The sequence below is a fragment of the Pannonibacter phragmitetus genome, from assembly GCF_050510895.1.
Classification (GTDB): domain Bacteria; phylum Pseudomonadota; class Alphaproteobacteria; order Rhizobiales; family Stappiaceae; genus Pannonibacter; species Pannonibacter phragmitetus_B.
Window position 1 is genome coordinate 2,634,562 of record NZ_JBNINT010000001.1, and the last position, 14,775, is coordinate 2,649,336.

At 61.3% G+C, this 14,775-nt stretch carries 14 protein-coding genes and 2 pseudogenes; 9 read left to right on the forward strand and 7 right to left on the reverse strand.

What is annotated here, in order from left to right; translation table 11 throughout:
- Window positions 1-53: 53 nt before the first annotated feature.
- The 3 genes from ACQB61_RS12470 to ACQB61_RS12480 all read right to left on the reverse strand — a co-directional run bounded on the left by ACQB61_RS12470 (window position 54) and on the right by ACQB61_RS12480 (window position 3,628).
- Entirely contained in the window at window positions 54-1,298 is a 1,245-nt protein-coding gene (locus ACQB61_RS12470; RefSeq protein ID WP_430514362.1) for a DNA-packaging protein, read from the reverse strand.
- A complete protein-coding gene (locus ACQB61_RS12475; protein ID WP_430512869.1) occupies window positions 1,279-1,842 on the reverse strand; it encodes a hypothetical protein in 564 nt (187 codons plus the stop codon). Before ACQB61_RS12475 ends, ACQB61_RS12470 begins: the two co-directional genes overlap by 20 nt.
- 310 nt (window positions 1,843-2,152) lie before the next feature.
- Window positions 2,153-3,628, reverse strand: coding sequence for a methyl-accepting chemotaxis protein (locus ACQB61_RS12480; RefSeq protein ID WP_430512870.1), 1,476 nt, complete (start codon window positions 3,626-3,628; stop codon window positions 2,153-2,155).
- A 332-nt stretch (window positions 3,629-3,960) separates the two neighbouring features.
- On the opposite strand from ACQB61_RS12480, the gene ACQB61_RS12485 reads away from it, so the two are divergent.
- The 3 genes and pseudogenes from ACQB61_RS12485 to ACQB61_RS12495 all read left to right on the forward strand — a co-directional run.
- A complete protein-coding gene (locus ACQB61_RS12485) occupies window positions 3,961-4,392 on the forward strand; it encodes a DUF3833 family protein (protein ID WP_430512871.1) in 432 nt (143 codons plus the stop codon).
- 135 nt (window positions 4,393-4,527) lie between these two features.
- Window positions 4,528-5,460: a VOC family protein gene (locus tag ACQB61_RS12490; RefSeq protein WP_430512872.1), complete on the forward strand. Its 933-nt coding sequence runs from the start codon at window positions 4,528-4,530 to the stop codon at window positions 5,458-5,460.
- A gap of 6 nt (window positions 5,461-5,466) precedes the next feature.
- Window positions 5,467-6,077 (forward strand): annotated as a pseudogene (locus tag ACQB61_RS12495) (alpha/beta hydrolase); the annotation flags it as partial.
- 46 nt (window positions 6,078-6,123) lie between these two features.
- Here the strand turns inward: ACQB61_RS12495 and ACQB61_RS12500 are convergent.
- A complete protein-coding gene (locus tag ACQB61_RS12500) occupies window positions 6,124-6,627 on the reverse strand; it encodes a YcgN family cysteine cluster protein (protein WP_430514363.1) in 504 nt (167 codons plus the stop codon).
- 324 nt (window positions 6,628-6,951) lie between these two features.
- Between ACQB61_RS12500 and ACQB61_RS12505 the strand changes: the two are divergent.
- The 3 genes and pseudogenes from ACQB61_RS12505 to ACQB61_RS12515 all read left to right on the forward strand — a co-directional run bounded on the left by ACQB61_RS12505 (window position 6,952) and on the right by ACQB61_RS12515 (window position 10,334).
- A pseudogene (locus ACQB61_RS12505) lies at window positions 6,952-9,047 on the forward strand (transglycosylase domain-containing protein).
- Window positions 9,044-9,706, forward strand: coding sequence for a DUF1214 domain-containing protein (locus ACQB61_RS12510; protein ID WP_430512873.1), 663 nt, complete (start codon window positions 9,044-9,046; stop codon window positions 9,704-9,706). Before ACQB61_RS12505 ends, ACQB61_RS12510 begins: the two are co-directional and overlap by 4 nt.
- A 253-nt stretch (window positions 9,707-9,959) precedes the next feature.
- Window positions 9,960-10,334, forward strand: coding sequence for a DUF1254 domain-containing protein (locus ACQB61_RS12515; RefSeq protein WP_430512874.1), 375 nt, complete (start codon window positions 9,960-9,962; stop codon window positions 10,332-10,334).
- A gap of 22 nt (window positions 10,335-10,356) precedes the next feature.
- On the opposite strand, the gene ACQB61_RS12520 is transcribed toward ACQB61_RS12515, so the two are convergent.
- Both ACQB61_RS12520 and ACQB61_RS12525 read right to left on the reverse strand, forming a co-directional pair.
- Entirely contained in the window at window positions 10,357-11,229 is an 873-nt protein-coding gene (locus ACQB61_RS12520) for a hypothetical protein (protein WP_430512875.1), read from the reverse strand.
- A 45-nt stretch (window positions 11,230-11,274) separates the two neighbouring features.
- A complete protein-coding gene (locus ACQB61_RS12525) occupies window positions 11,275-11,484 on the reverse strand; it encodes a hypothetical protein (RefSeq protein WP_430512876.1) in 210 nt (69 codons plus the stop codon).
- A gap of 181 nt (window positions 11,485-11,665) precedes the next feature.
- Between ACQB61_RS12525 and ACQB61_RS12530 the strand changes: the two genes are divergently transcribed.
- Entirely contained in the window at window positions 11,666-12,496 is an 831-nt protein-coding gene (locus ACQB61_RS12530; RefSeq protein ID WP_430512877.1) for a hypothetical protein, read from the forward strand.
- A gap of 47 nt (window positions 12,497-12,543) precedes the next feature.
- Entirely contained in the window at window positions 12,544-12,840 is a 297-nt protein-coding gene (locus tag ACQB61_RS12535; protein WP_430512878.1) for a hypothetical protein, read from the forward strand.
- Between the two features lie 23 nt (window positions 12,841-12,863).
- Here the strand turns inward: ACQB61_RS12535 and ACQB61_RS12540 are convergent, their stop codons facing one another.
- Complete coding sequence (locus ACQB61_RS12540) at window positions 12,864-13,709, reverse strand: helix-turn-helix transcriptional regulator (protein WP_430512879.1); 846 nt, start codon at window positions 13,707-13,709, stop codon at window positions 12,864-12,866.
- A gap of 118 nt (window positions 13,710-13,827) precedes the next feature.
- On the opposite strand from ACQB61_RS12540, the gene ACQB61_RS12545 reads away from it, so the two are divergent.
- Window positions 13,828-14,721, forward strand: a complete 894-nt coding sequence (locus tag ACQB61_RS12545; RefSeq protein WP_430512880.1) for a DMT family transporter — start codon at window positions 13,828-13,830, stop codon at window positions 14,719-14,721.
- Window positions 14,722-14,775: the final 54 nt, after the last annotated feature.

Consider the following 14,775-nt stretch of genomic DNA (forward strand, 5'->3'; position numbering starts at 1 on the left):
GTGAGTCAGCGTCTTGAGACTGTGATTCAGTGATCGGAAGTTCGCGCAGGAGGTTAGAGCTGCCGCAGTCGCGGCTCTGCCCGCCCTCCCATGAGCAGCTCAGTCAACGCCCAAACCAGCGCATCCATCCGGTCCGGCGAGCGCCCGCTCGATAGCCCCGAAGGCCCAAAGTCGGCCATCTCGTCTTCCAGCTCCGGCATGGTGCCAACGTGATGCACCCGGCCCTGCTCATAGAAAAGCGCCACCGGCTCGGCCCGGGCAAACTTGCCGCGGCTCGCCCGCACAGACTTCACCGGCACGGTGGGATCTGCCGCATGGATCACCTCCCGCACCATGTCACCGCCCTGGTTCACCTCTGCGACCAGGCAATCCGCCTCATGGTGATGCCACAACGCCACCGCCTTCGCCGCCCAGTCGGAAGGGCGCGCCTGTGCCATGCTGTGATCTCCCAGCACATAGGCTTGCCCGGCTTCGGTTATCCCTGCCACCACCAGACCGCAGGCGTCCGACCGTTTGGTCGCGCTGGCTGGTGGATCTATCGCAATGACGATGCGGGCAAAACTTTCCGGTGCCCGGTTCACACGGCAAGCCTCCAGCAGATCGCGCCGCCATAAGGCCCCGGGCCGGTCCTCGATCAGTTCGCCGTCCAGCTCCTGCCGCCCCAGCCGCGTGCCCGCATAACGGGCCACCACCTGCTCCAGAAAACCCGGAGCCAGAAACAGCGCATTGTCCCGCGTCCCTGCCCGGCTCAGCACCGTTGCAGGCATCTCCAAAATGCGCTTCAGCAAGGGCACGGCACGCGGCGTCGTGGTCACAAGCTGCCGGGGCCGAAGCCCCAGTCTCAATCCGAATTGCAGCATGTCGAAAGTCTCCTCGCCGTGGCGCCACTTGGCCAGTTCATCGGCCCAGGCGATGTCAAATTGCGGGCCCCGCAGGGCTTCCGGGTCTTCCGAAGAAAAGGCCTGAGCAATGGAGCCATTGGGCCACTCCAGGCGCCTGCGGCTGGCATTCCACTGCGGCCGCTCCGCCTTGGGATGGATCGCGAGAAGGCCCGAGACGCCCTCGATCATCACCTCCCGCACGTCGCCATAGGTTTCCCCCACCAGCGCAATCCGGCCCGCAGGTCCATGCGGCGCGCACCAGTGGTGGCCCAGCGCCATCGCCCGCACCCATTCCGCCCCCGCCCGCGTCTTCCCCGCCCCGCGCCCTCCCATCATCAGCCAGATGCCCCAGTCCCCCTCAGGCGGCAGCTGATGGTCGTGGGCGAAGGTCGGCCAGTCATGCAGCAGAAAAGCCATCTCCGCCGGGGTCAGGCTGTCCAGCACCGTGCCGATCCGCCCCGACGTCCGGCAGGCTGCCAAGGCGGCGCGCAAGTTCCTCGCGCATCTGTTCGGGATCGCCTGTCTCATCCGCCTCCCCGCTCTGGTCCCTATGCAATTCCAGCAGCGTGTCGAGTGTCCGGGCCAGGCTCGCCAGTGTCTTGGCGCCCTGATCCATCTCGGTCAGCTTCAGCTCACCTTTGGCCAGCCCCGCCAGCCGCTCTTCCAGTTGCGCCACCTGCGCCTCGAAGGCCCGGTAGAGCCGCGCCACCATCACACCCCGCGCCTCGGGCCCTGCCGCCGCGAAGGCCGCCGCATCCAGCGATGGCGCAACAGTCTCCGCTGAGCCTTTCGCCGTCCGCCTGCGCCTCACTGGCGGATAGGCTGGTGCCACAGTTTCCGGCCCTTCACCGCCCGCCTCAACGCTGCAAGCCTTGCTCTTGCGACTGTGGATCGCCTGGCGCGCTGCAGACGCACGTGTCCCGGCCCTGCCCGGCTCCTCCGCCGCTGCATCCCCTGTCATCCCGTCATCTCCGGAGTGTTCAAACCACGTCTAAAGCCCACGCAGACAAACAGCTGCCCGCCGGTCTCAGCTCAAACAAAAAGCGGGCCAACCAGCCCTCGCTGGCGCCCGCCAAATCTTCGTCCGAATTCTATCCCTCACTGGTCCATGGCAGCCTAAACTGCCAGCAGAACCTAATGCGCGCCGCAGCCGCACTTTTGGATCATGGCAAAACCATATCCAAACAGCGTGCGGGTGTCAAGGATTATTTTCCTATTCTCTTGCAGCAAAAAACCGGCCCAGGTCCGGGCCGGTCTCAAATCTCTCCGCCTCAGGCAATCCTGCGCGACATTTCCCTCACTTCAGACGTCGCACGCGCAATCCGTTCCGAGGAATTGCTGATATCACCCATGCTGGATGTGATCGACTGTACGCCAGTCGAGGCCGCCTGCATGTTATGCGAGATGTCCCGTGTCACCGCCGTCTGCTCTTCCACAGCCGCAGCAATCGTGGAAGAAATGGACCGGATGCTCTCGATCGTCGCCAAAATGGAGCCAATCGCATTTCCAGCCCGGTCTGCGGAGCTTTGCACCGAGGCAATCTGTGCAGCAATGTCCTCCGTCGCCTTGCTGGTCTGGGAGGCGAGGTTCTTCACTTCCGATGCCACCACCGCAAAGCCCTTGCCAGCTTCACCGGCGCGCGCAGCTTCGATCGTGGCGTTGAGGGCCAGAAGGTTGGTCTGACCGGCAATGGCTTCGATCAGTTCAAGCACCTCACCGATCTTCTGCGAGTTGGCATTCAGCCCTTCCATGATCTGGCGGGACTGAGCTGCTTCTTCGGCCGCCTGCGCGGAGATTCCACTGGCCTGGTTCACCTGACGGCTGATTTCAGCAATCGAAGCCACCAGTTCCTCTGAAGCTGCTGCAACGGTCTGCACATTATCCGATGTGTTGTTAGATGCCGCCGAAACTTCGCGGATCTGGTCATTGGCGATATCCACTTCACCAGCGATGTTCGCCAGCTCAGCAACGATTTGCCTCTGAATCTGCTCGCGTGCCATTCTCTGTCGCACGGCTTCGGTCCGGTCGACGGCGAACTTGATCACCTTCACAATCCGGCCCGCTTCATCGAGAACGGGATTGTAGCTTGCGGCAATGTAGACATCTGCCCCGCCCTTACCCAAGCGGTGGAAGTCACCGGACTGAAACTTCCCTTGGCGCAGGTTATCCCAGAATGCCCGGTAGTTCGCGCTCTTAGCCTCTTCCGGAGGCATGAAAATGCTGTGATGCCGTCCCTTGATCTCTTCCAGGCGGTAGCCGACCGTTCTCAGGAAATTCTCGTTTGCATCAACGATCGTGCCATCCGGGTCGAACTCGATAATGGCATTCGAGCGGTTGATGGCGGAGAGCTTGCTCCCGGTCTCCAGCGCCGCGCGTTTTGCGGCAGTTATGTCCGCCGCTACCTTGATGACACCGGTTACCCTGCCGCCACGGCCGACAATCGGGTTGTAGGACGCCTGGATCCATACATCACGGCCACCCTTTGCAATGCGCCGGAACTCCCTTGATGACCATTTACCGGCCGCAAGATCCCGCCAGAAGTCTTTGTAGGCCGGCGTGTTCACCTCTTCAGCCGGGACGAAAAGGCTATGAGACTTGCCGGTAATCTCGCTCAGCGTATACCCCATGACATCCAGAAAATTCTGGTTTGCCGAAATGATCCGCCCCTCAGTGTCAAACTCAATAATGGCCTGCGAGCGCCCGATTGCGTCGAGTTTGGATTTGGAAAGCGAGATATGGGTAAGCATGGGAAGCACCTCAAAGAACCGTTCCTCAACCTGCATAATCCGAGCGGGTTGCAAGGGTGGTTGCCTCATTCGAAAATCCCCCCAAAAATTAATTAAATCCTGACCAGCAAATGCAAATAAGTACGGGAAAATACTTATACGCCTAAAAAAACGAACACAAAGCAGATCCACCCCTAAATCTCTTCGTAAATTTTTTGTTTAGGAGGTCGAAAATGCAACCAAAACCAAGATTACCATTCATTGATTTGGCAAATTTTTCCGTAAGGGCAGCAATACTCACCTTAATTTTAAGCTTTATCACCATAAATACCGCCCCAGCACAAAGCCGATTTATGCTCGAAGACTATTTTCGAGGCACCACCACTGCACACGGCATATTCGAAAGCAAGATCGCCGGTGTCCGGCGCGAGTTCACGGTCAAGTTGACTGGCAGCTGGGACCCGAAGACTTTCACTCTGCGACTACGTGAAGACTTTATTTACGATGACGGAGAAAAGGACACCAAGACCTGGTTTTTCCAGAAGGTTGCCGAAGACCGCTACATCGGACAGCGTTCCGATGTGTTGACCCCGGTCAATATCGGCTATCAGGGGAACAGCCTCGTCTTTACCTATCCGGTCGAAGTGCCTTTGAAGGATGGCAGCGTTGCGTTGCGCTTTTACGACACGCTCACCCAGACCGGCCCTCGCACGGTCCGCAACACCGCCACCATCATGAAATATGGCATCATCGTCGGAACTGTTGATCTGACTTTCACGAAGTAAGGCTGCACCACGCAAACTGTTCACATACACTGAACATAAGTCCAAGTTTGTACCGGCTAATCATATGGCCGTTCACTGCCTATGTTCACTCCAGAACGAAGTGTGGCCCCGCCGCACGAGATCAGGAGATAGGAAATGATCACGCAGATCAAAGGCCTGCACCACGTCACGTCGATCGCTGACGATGCCGTGGCAAATAATGCGTTTTTCACCCGCGTGCTCGGCCTGCGCCGCGTGAAGAAGACTGTCAACTTCGATGCACCCGATGTCTATCATCTCTACTATGGTGACGAGACCGGTTCGGCTGGCACGGTGATGACCTACTTTCCCTTCCCTGGCGCCCGTCAGGGCCGGCCGGGCACGGGCGAAGTCGGCACGACGCTCTTCTCTGTCCCGAAGGGCTCCCTTGGCTTCTGGCAGAAGCGGCTTTCTGATGCAGGTGCTGCCGGACTGCTGGAAGACGCATCCTTCGGCCAAAAGCGCCTCCATTTCTTCGGCCCCGACAACGATGCCTTCGCGCTCGTCGAAGTTGACGGAGATGCCCGCACGCCGTGGACCGCCGCCGGCGTGCCGGAAGATGCGGCGATCCGCGGCTTCCATTCCACCAGCCTGCGCCTTCGCGATGATGGTGCAACGGCGGAATTGCTCGGCTTCATGGGATATGAACTGGCAGACTCCGCTGAGGGTGCGAAGCGCTTTGTGGTGCCCGGCGGCAATGGCGCCCATGTGATCGATGTGGAAACCATGCCCTCGATTGCCCCCGCCGTGTCAGGTGCCGGTTCCGTCCACCACATCGCTTTCGCGGTGGAGGACCGGGCCGCCCAGTTGGAGGTCCGCAAGGCCCTCATGGACACGGGCTATCAGGTCACGCCGGTGATCGACCGCGACTACTTCTACGCGATCTATTTCCGCACGCCCGGTGGCGTGCTGTTCGAGATCGCCACCAACGAGCCGGGCTTCAACCGGGATGAGGACACGGCACACTTGGGCGAAGCACTCAAGCTTCCCACCCAGCATGCCCACCTGCGCCCTTATCTGGAAAAGCAGCTGGTTTCACTTGAGGGCTGACATGACTACAGCACTCTACGCCACTTACGAGCGCCCCGCCCCCGGCGGGGCGCCTGCTCCCTCGTTTTCGCCTTTCATGGCACGGGCGGGGATGAGCGTCAGTTTGCGGCGCTTTCTGCGGAGCTTTTCCCGCAGGCCACGCTCGTCAACCCCAGGGGGACGTGTCGGAAGGCGGCGCACTGCGCTTCTTCCGCCGCACGGGTGAAGGCGTCTACGACATGGCGGACCTCGCAGCCCGCACTGATCGGATGATAGCCTTCATAGAGGATCAGACGGCGCGCCTCGCACCGTCGAAGGTCTTTGCCTATGGCTATTCCAACGGCGCCAACATTCTGGCGAGTGCCGCATTCCAGCGGCCAGACCTGTTCAGCGCCATTGCGCTGCTGCATCCGCTCATTCCCTTCACGCCGAAGGAGAATGCAGCCCTCTCCGGCCTGCCTGTCCTGATCACCGCCGGACAGCGTGATCCAATCTGCCCGGCGCCTCTCACCCAGTCGCTCGCAGACTGGTTCACCGGCCAGAAGGCGGCCGTGGAACTGGTGTGGCATGAGGGTGGCCACGAACTGCGCCAGGGCGAGATACAGGCACTTGCCGCCTTTGCAGGGGCTCACCTGTAGTCAAAGTCGCCGGTCAGCATATCAAGGTGCTGGCCGGCGGCAGGTTTCAAACCTCTTGCGCAGGCTTTTCCAGCGCTTCTTCCGGCCATTCCTCTGGCCAGCTGACCACATGGTTCTCGTAGTCCTCGATCTCGATCCCCGCTTCCGTCACCGTACGGCCGGAGACAGAAATTCCAGCCAGATGCACGGTCTCCTGCGAGCCTGAGATCAGCGGATGCCACCAGGCCAGATCCTCCCCGTCGCGGACCAGTCGATAGGCGCAGGTCGGCGGCAACCATGTCAGCGTCCGTACTTCAGCAGGCGTCAGCTGGATGCAATCAGGCACCGTATCGGTCCGGTTCGCATAGTCCCGGCAGCGGCATGTCGTGCCATCCAGCAGTTCGCACGCCACATCGGTCCATACGATTGCACCCGTGTCCCAGTCTTCCAGCTTGTTCAGGCAGCAGCGGGCACAGCCGTCGCACAGCGATTCCCATTCGGCCTGCGTCATTTCCTCCAGAGTTTTTGTTTTCCAGAAGGGCGCATTTCCGGGGTTTTCCGCTTCGGTCATTGATTTCATGTTCGCTTTCGGCTTCCCTTGCGGGACAGGGTATGTCACTCGATAGTTTCCTTATCACCATCTGCAGGGCACAGGTAGCTTGCGGTGACGTCGGACCAGCACAACGGCAACGGAAGCGCGCCGGAGAACGGCAGCAAACCGGATTTGGACAGCCTTTCTGAGGCTGCAGTGACAGACTCTGCCCAGCCTGACGCTGCGCGCTCTGAAACAAACACGCTGTCCAGCGCCATCACCCCACCAGTCCAGCCGCCTTCCGGGGAGAAACCGCGGCAGCCTTTTGCCACCCGCCCAAGGCGGTCACTGCCCGCTATTCTGATGTCCCTTGATGCCTGGCTCGATACGGCCCTTTGGCGCAGCTGGCAGGCCATCGCCGATGGCTGGGATGCCTATTCCAGGTTCCTGCGCCGTTTCAGAGCACGCGGCATCTGGCGCGGCCTTGCGGAACTGGGCTCGGATGGCTTCACATTCGGCCTCCTTGGCTTCATCATCCTCCTCACCTTTGCACAGCCTGCCTTTGAGGCGACACGGGTGGCGGACTGGCGCACAACGGACGATTTCGCTGTCACCTTCCTCGACCGCTTCGGCAAGGAAGTCGGGCGGCGCGGCATCGTGCTCAACGACACGGTGCCTCTGGATGAGATCCCTGACATCTTGATCAAGGCCACACTCGCGACCGAAGATCGCCGGTTCTTCGAGCATTTCGGCATTGATGTGCTGGGCACCGCCCGCGCCATGGTGGAGAACCTGCGCGCCCGCACCGTTGTACAGGGCGGCTCATCGCTCACCCAGCAGCTTGCAAAGAACCTCTTCCTTTCAAACGAGCGCACACTCGAGCGCAAGATCAAGGAGGCCTTCCTCGCCTTCTGGCTGGAGGCCAATCTCTCCAAGCGCGAGATTCTGAAGCTCTATCTTGACCGCGCCTATATGGGCGGAGGCGTCTTCGGTGTCACGGCAGCTTCCGAATTCTATTTCCGCAAGAATGTCCGGGAGCTGACGCTGGCGGAGGCCGCCATGCTGGCCGGCCTTTACAAGGCGCCCACGAAGTATGCCCCTCACATCAACCTGCCCGCTGCCCGCGCCCGCGCCAACGAGGTGCTGAGCAACATGGTGCAGGCCGGCTTCATGACCGAAGGCCAGGTCATTGGCGCGCGCCGCAATCCTGCCGTCGCCGTGGACCGGTCTCAGGAACAGGCGCCCGATTTCTATCTCGACTGGGCCTTTAACGAGGTCAAGCGCCTCGCCCGCCGCAATCCGGTGCTGGCACGGGACCGTATCGTAACCGTCCGCACAACCCTCGATCCGGCCCTGCAAGGGAGGCCGAGCAGTCCGTCGATGCGATCATGCGCCAGTTCTCGGAAGAGCGGCGTGCCCGCGAAGCCGCCGTTGTCGCCATGGTGCCGGATGGCGCAGTACGCGCCATGGTCGGCGGCCGGGATTATGGCGCCAGCCAATTCAACCGCGCTGTGGATGCCCTTCGCCAGCCCGGCTCTTCCTTCAAGCCTTTCGTCTACATGACGGCCTTCATGAACGGCTATTCCAAGGACAGCATCGTTCCGGATGCACCCGTTTCCATCGGAAACTGGAGCCCGCGCAACTATTCACGCGGTTACGCCGGTCCGATCACTCTCAAGGATGCCCTCACCCGCTCGATCAATACCATCCCCGTGCGCCTGTCCATTGCCTTGGGCCGCCCTAAGATCATCGAGATGGCCTATCTCATGGGCATCAGTCACGAGTTGCAGAACTCCACCTCTCTGGCGCTCGGCTCTTCGGATGTCTCGGTCATTGACATGGCGGCAGGCTACTCGGTGTTCGCCAACGGCGGCTACAAGGCAACTCCCTATACAATTCTGGACGTACGTAACTCTGAGGGCACAGTTCTTTATGACCGCGCTCGTAATGAGCCCGCTCCACAGCGCATTCTCCCGGAAGAGAAGATCTTCGAGATGAACGAAATTCTCGTCAACGTGGTGGAGCGGGGCACCGGCAGGCGCGCCCTGCTGGACGGGGTCGTGGCAGCAGGCAAGACCGGTACCACCTCTGCCTATCGAGACGCATGGTTCGTTGGCTATACGGGCAACTTCACCGCTGCCGTGTGGGTGGGCAACGACGATTTCACCGGCACAAACAACGTCACCGGCGGCACGCTCCCCGCAATGATCTGGCAGCGGTTTATGGCCTATGCCCATGACGGCATCGAAATCCAGCCTATTCCCGGTGTCGATGCGGCCAAGATCAAACCTGCCAAACAGCTGGCTGCAAGGCCGGAAGTGGCCGGCACCGGCAACCAGCCGAGGATCCTCAACAGCCGCTCGCTGGCAGTCATCACACAGATCGGCGACGCTCTCGCAGCCATTGGCCAGACAGCCAGTGCAGCAAGCACGGAAAACAGTGGGGCGGTCCAGCCATGAACGCCCGTTTCGAAGCTGGCCCGGACTTGAACTGGAAAGAGCTGGAGACACCGGCTGTCCTGTCGCTGCGTAAGCCACACCCGCTCTGGCGGGCTTTCACCATTACCCTGCTCTTTGCCGGTGCCCTCGTCATCGGCGTAGGTTCAGCCTATTTCGCACTCAGCCGGGAAGATCTTTTCCAGAGCGTCCGCATCGGTGTCTGGGGCGCCCATCCGCTGGCCGGAACGCCCGAAGCTGATCCCTATTCTGCCGCCATTTTTGCCCGGCTGGGACGTGTTCCCCTGGCCTCTGGCGAAGGTGTAGCTTTCATCGCCCGGGAAACATCAGAGGGCCGCCCGCTCCGCCCTGGCTGCACCTATCTGATTTCAGGCCTCACGCCATCTGCACGCCTTTGGACGCTGACATCCGCTGACGGAGAAGCCCGTCTCGTTCCGGTGCCGATGGGCCGGCTTTATCTCGACAGCACGCAGATCCTGCGCAAACTGGACGGCTCATTCGATATCATCGCATCGGCCCGCCCGGCGCCCGGAAACTGGCTGCCGACAGGTCAAGGCGATGGGCTTTCCTTCATCCTGCGCCTCTATGATGCACCCATTACCACGGGCTCTTCCCTCGCAGGGCTGACCATGCCAGCGATCACGGAGGTATCCTGCTCATGAGCGGCACCCTCACCGGATCTCCGCGCCTGGCCCATTTCCTGAGCCGCGTATCGCGGCGCATCCGGACCAAACTTCCACGGTTTTTGCTCTGGCTGCTCGCGATGCTGCTGATTGGCGGCATCATTCATATCTTCGTGGTTCTGACTGTTCCCGGCCACGTGCGCGCCAAGGCATTTGCCGAGTTGCGTCACCTTGGCCCGGACCGCATTTTCCACGTCTTGCCCCCATTTCCGGCGGGGAAGAACTCGCCCCAATGCTCGACCCGGCCATGCGCCATGCCGTGTGCTGGTTCCGCCTGGAAGATGGGCCTCTCGCTCTCGCTGCCAATGTGGATTCGCCCTTCTGGTCCATGGCTCTGTTCAACGGGCGTGGAGAGGTCGTCTATAGCCTCAACAACCGGACCTCCGGCTCAGGCGCCTTGGCCATGCTGGTTCTCACCTCGAGCCAGCTCTCGATACTGCGGGAGAACCCGCCCGAAAACCTGGATGAGATGATCGTCATCGAGACCGATCAGAACGAGGGCTTCGCCCTCTTGCGTGCCTTCGTTCCGGATGCAGCGGCAGAGCCCGTCCTTGCAGACGAGCTGGGTGCGGCCCAATGCAAAGATCTCTCCACGCTTGAAAAGTGACCTCAATGGCTCTGGATCCGGCTCATTTTTGATCTGCGGGACGCTCCAGTCCCCAGTTGTTGTAGATGCGTGAGCGTTTCAAATCGTCAGGCGTATCGAAACGGTTCTCTGCCGAGCAGCCATTTTCTGTCAGCCGGACCACCTCTTCCAGCTCTTTGATCGCCCGGTTTGTGTCCCAGAGCCGAGAGCCGGATGGCGTCTCGATCTCAAAATGGTCGGCTGCGGTCTGATAGGCCTGGATGCGGAAGCGGAGCGCCTGTGCCACCCAGCCAATATAGGCACGGTTCTCCCACACACGGGCATTGGCACCCTCGAACGTGTCCTGTGTCAGGATATCCCGGCGCGACACCGCAGCCAGGCGCTCCCGGTCGGCCGCCTCCACACGCGTTGCAACCTCGCAGAATGGTGGCACCAGCTTGGCGTCACCGCGCGCATCTGCCGCAATCCTGTCAAACCGCGCTTCACTGGAGTTGAACTTTTCCGATCCGAGGAACACCGAATAAAGTGTCACCGGCACCTTGCCGTCCTTTTCCGGCAGCAGCCTTGTGCGGGTCAGCTCCACCTTGGTGCCACCAATCCAGTCCTTCGCCCAGGGCGGTCGGATCAGTCCCCAGCCAAGATCCCGCAACAGCTTTTCATCGTCCGTGAGAATAAACTCCGAGACAGGCTCTCCGCGCACCCGCGCCGCCAGCTTGCCTGCTTCAGGCATGATCGTGTCGTGGATGACGGAGGGTTGAGCCCTGCCGAAGTCTCCCGTTGGCCGGCTGCATCCAGCAACCAGCACGGCAGAGCAGATCAACGGCAGAACGGCTGCATTCAGAAGACCGCGTGCCGTTCGCGAGTGCCGGGTCGCCAGATGGGCCGGCCGGGCATTGTTGGCCCTGGTATTGGTCATGCTGGCGTTCCCTGGCCATGGGTGGCGGCAGGCACGCCTTTTGCGTCACTCCGCCTCGGGCGCAGCCTGTCCGGCTGGTGTTCCGATGGTCCCGATTCGGGCGGCAAGATCAAGCGCTTCCCGTTCGATACGCACTCCAGGGAACAGAACGACCACGTCTTCCTGTGAAACTGGCCCTTGCCCGCCCGCTGCTTTGCGCTGCGGCCGCCTTGGTGCCATGCGGAAATCAAGCACGTAACCCATCGCTTCCTCCATCAGCTGCTGCTCCGGCAATTGGCTCGGGCGGTTTCAGGACTGTGGACACATACGCAGGTTTTCAGAGTAACGCCCGGTCAGGGTTAACAGGCTGCTAACGGTTTACGTCTAATTTTAGCCACTGGATCGGGAGTAGCCTGTCCGTCCTTGTATTGAGTATCTGGCTGTAGCGGCGCGCATCATGTCATCAGTTCCGCCTGGTCGCGGTCCCAACTTTCTGAGCGGCAACCCGGATCTCACCCGGCGCGAACGCTTGCTTCTTGCGGCCACTGAGCTGTTCGTGGCGCGTGAACGGCATGACCGGCAGGAAATCCGCACCTTTGGAGAGCTGGCCATCAATCTCTACGAGGGAACGGATGTGGCCGACCGGCGCCGTATCGCCTGTCTTGCCGCCCGCGCCAGTGATATTCCCGCCGAATTCCTTGATCTTCTTGCCCGCGACGACGACGCGCTCGTTGCCTATCCTGTCGTTCTCCACGCGGCAATGATCAGCACTCAGGCACAGCTTCTCGTTGCCGAGCGTGGGCCGGAGAGCCTGCGGCGGGCCTTGATCCGTCGCGAAGATCTTGTCCCAGCCGCTCAGATTGTGCTTGCCCGCCATGCTGATGCTCAATCGCTTCAGCAGCTTCTGCCCCGCATTGATCTTGCAACCCGCCCGGAAATCCTCGCCGCTCTCAGCGAGCGCGCCGATGTCATGGCTGCGATCGGTCCGGATCTGGCTGCCCGTGCCCTGCTGCCGTCTCCGCTTCTGCTCGCCAATTTTCCTTTCCTGGACCACGCAAACCGCCTGCTGGCCATTGGCGCGGCGGAATTGCGCGCCCTTGGCAATCTGACCCGGCAGGGTGGCAAGCGCCCGCCCCGTCCAGCGTTCAAGCCCGCCTTGCTGCAACGGCTGCGTGAGATTGCCCTGTCTGGTGGCCATGAGGCGTTCGCCGAAGGGGTTGCCTATGCGCTGGGGCTCGACACCGAATTCGCCTTGCATCTGGCAACCGACGAACAGGGGAGGCCCTGACGGTCTGTCTGAAGGTTCTCGGCTTCGACAGTGAAAGCGCAACTGCAATGCTGGTGCGCCTTGGCGGTACCACGCTTGATCTTGCACGTCTGCGCAAGCTTCAGCACCTGTTCGAGAACATGTCCCTTGATGCGGCGGATTGCCTGCTGACCAGCTGGCGCCACAGGAGCGAAATCATCGACGGCGAGATTCAGCAGGCCGCAGCCGCCCGGCTTCACCAGCCGGGAGGCGCCCGCGCCGGCCAACGCCCGCAGGACATTGCCCGTCCCGGCGAACGCCCGCTGCCAACCCATCGGCCAGCGCCCCGCACGGCGCCGTCAACCCGCCGCATCACCAGCAGCTGACGGCGGCACAGAAGCAGTCACAATTACCCTCGGCTTCCGGCAGCGAGCTCCCGGAAGCGTCCCGGAGTCATTCCAGTCTGCTTGCGGAAGGCACGCGTCATATGGCTCTGGTTGGCAAATCCGCAGGCGGCAGAGACCCCTGCGGCCGTTTCCCCTGCCCGCAGAAGCTGCCTGGCCAGATTGATCCGCTGCATCATGACCCACTCGCTGGGCGCCATGCCGCGCGCCAGCTTGAACATGCGGTGGAAGTGGAACACGGAAAGGCCCGTCAGCGCAGCAAGGTCCTCCAGATGGATCACAGCGTCCATATGGGCCCGCACCCAGTCATCCACCCGCCGCAGCTGATGCGGACTGAGCCCGCCCTTCAGCACGGGCGCGCCACGCGAAAGATGCCCCACCATCACGGCAAATGCCTCATCTGCCTTGAGAGCATTTTCTGTCATGGCCGCCTCCGCCATCTGGAACAGCGGTACAGCGATGGCAGGTGCCGCCACGAAGGTCTCATCCTTCAGGTCAAGCCGCCGCGCGTCACAGTCATGCACCTCGGAAAAGGCTGCCCGCAACGCCTTGTCGCTGACATAGAGATGCACAAAGCGGAAAGGCTCGGTAATCTTCCAATCCGATGCCTCTCCTTCCGGCATGACGCAGACGGCGCCCTGCCAGCCGGGCAAGGCTCCCTTGTCGAGCCGTGACGTGCCTGTTCCGCCCTGAAGATAGAGGCTGAATGTATGCCGCTCCGGCGCCTCATAGGACATCTCATCGTCGTGATTTTCCCAGACGGTCACAGCGCGTTCTGCCCCCATGCCGAGATGGGCGGCAGCGAACGCGGTGGAAGACTGGCTGAGAAAGTCGTGAACGGTCTGGCGCATGATCTCTGTTTACATCATCGCCGGCCTCTCGGGCAGAGGGGACGCGGAGAATACCGCAAGATCGTGCAAGCCTTGCGCTCATGAGACAGCGTAACACCGGCAGGCAAGGAGACTGCCCATGACCAACATTCTGCTTTTCGCTTCCACCGTCCTGCTCTGGGGCACCACCTGGATCGCCATTGCCTTCCAGATTGATGCTGCGCCCATCCCGGTCTTCGTCTCCATCTTTCACCGCTTTGCGCTGGCCGCGCTCGTCATGATGGCAGGGCTGGCGCTCATGCGCCGCCTGCGCCGTCCCCGTGTCTGGCGCTTTGTATTTGCGCAGGCACTTTGCCTGTTCTGCTGCAACTTCATTGCGCTCTACACGGCCACAACACTCATTCCTTCCGGCCTCGTCTCGGTCATTTTCTCGCTGGCCTCACTCTTCAATGCGGTGAACGCGCGGATATTCTTCGGCGACAGGATCACTCCGCGCACGCTTGTTGCCGCGGCGTTCGGCGCCTGTGGGCTTCTGCTGCTGTTCTGGCACGACCTGACGGTCGATTTCGACATTTCCGTGCTGCAGGGCATCGGCTGGGCGGCACTCGGCACCTGCTTCTTTTCGCTCGGCAACATGGCCTCCCGGCGCAACACGGCAGAAGGCGTGCCGCCAGTCACGGCCAATGCCTGGGGCATGAGCTTTGGCGCCATTGCATTGCTAGGGATTATCTATGCCACTGGTAACACGCTGGTGACCCCGCCCTCTTCGACCTACTGGCTCGCAGCCGGGTATCTCGCCGTATTCGGCTCTGTCGCAGGGTTCACTGCCTATCTGATGCTTGTCGCACGCATCGGTTCGGCCAAGGCAGGGTACGCCACGGTGCTGTTTCCGGTCATCGCCCTTGCGGCCTCCAGCCTGTTTGAAGGCTATCAGTGGACGCCTGAGGCCATCGCCGGTCTTGCGCTCACAGGGCTCGGTAATCTGGTGATGTTCACGAAGGTGACTCTGCGCCCGGCCAGAGCCATGGCGTGAGCTGGGCGGGAATCAAAGAAAATTCGGCAAAAATGGCAACCGGTTTTGCGCCAC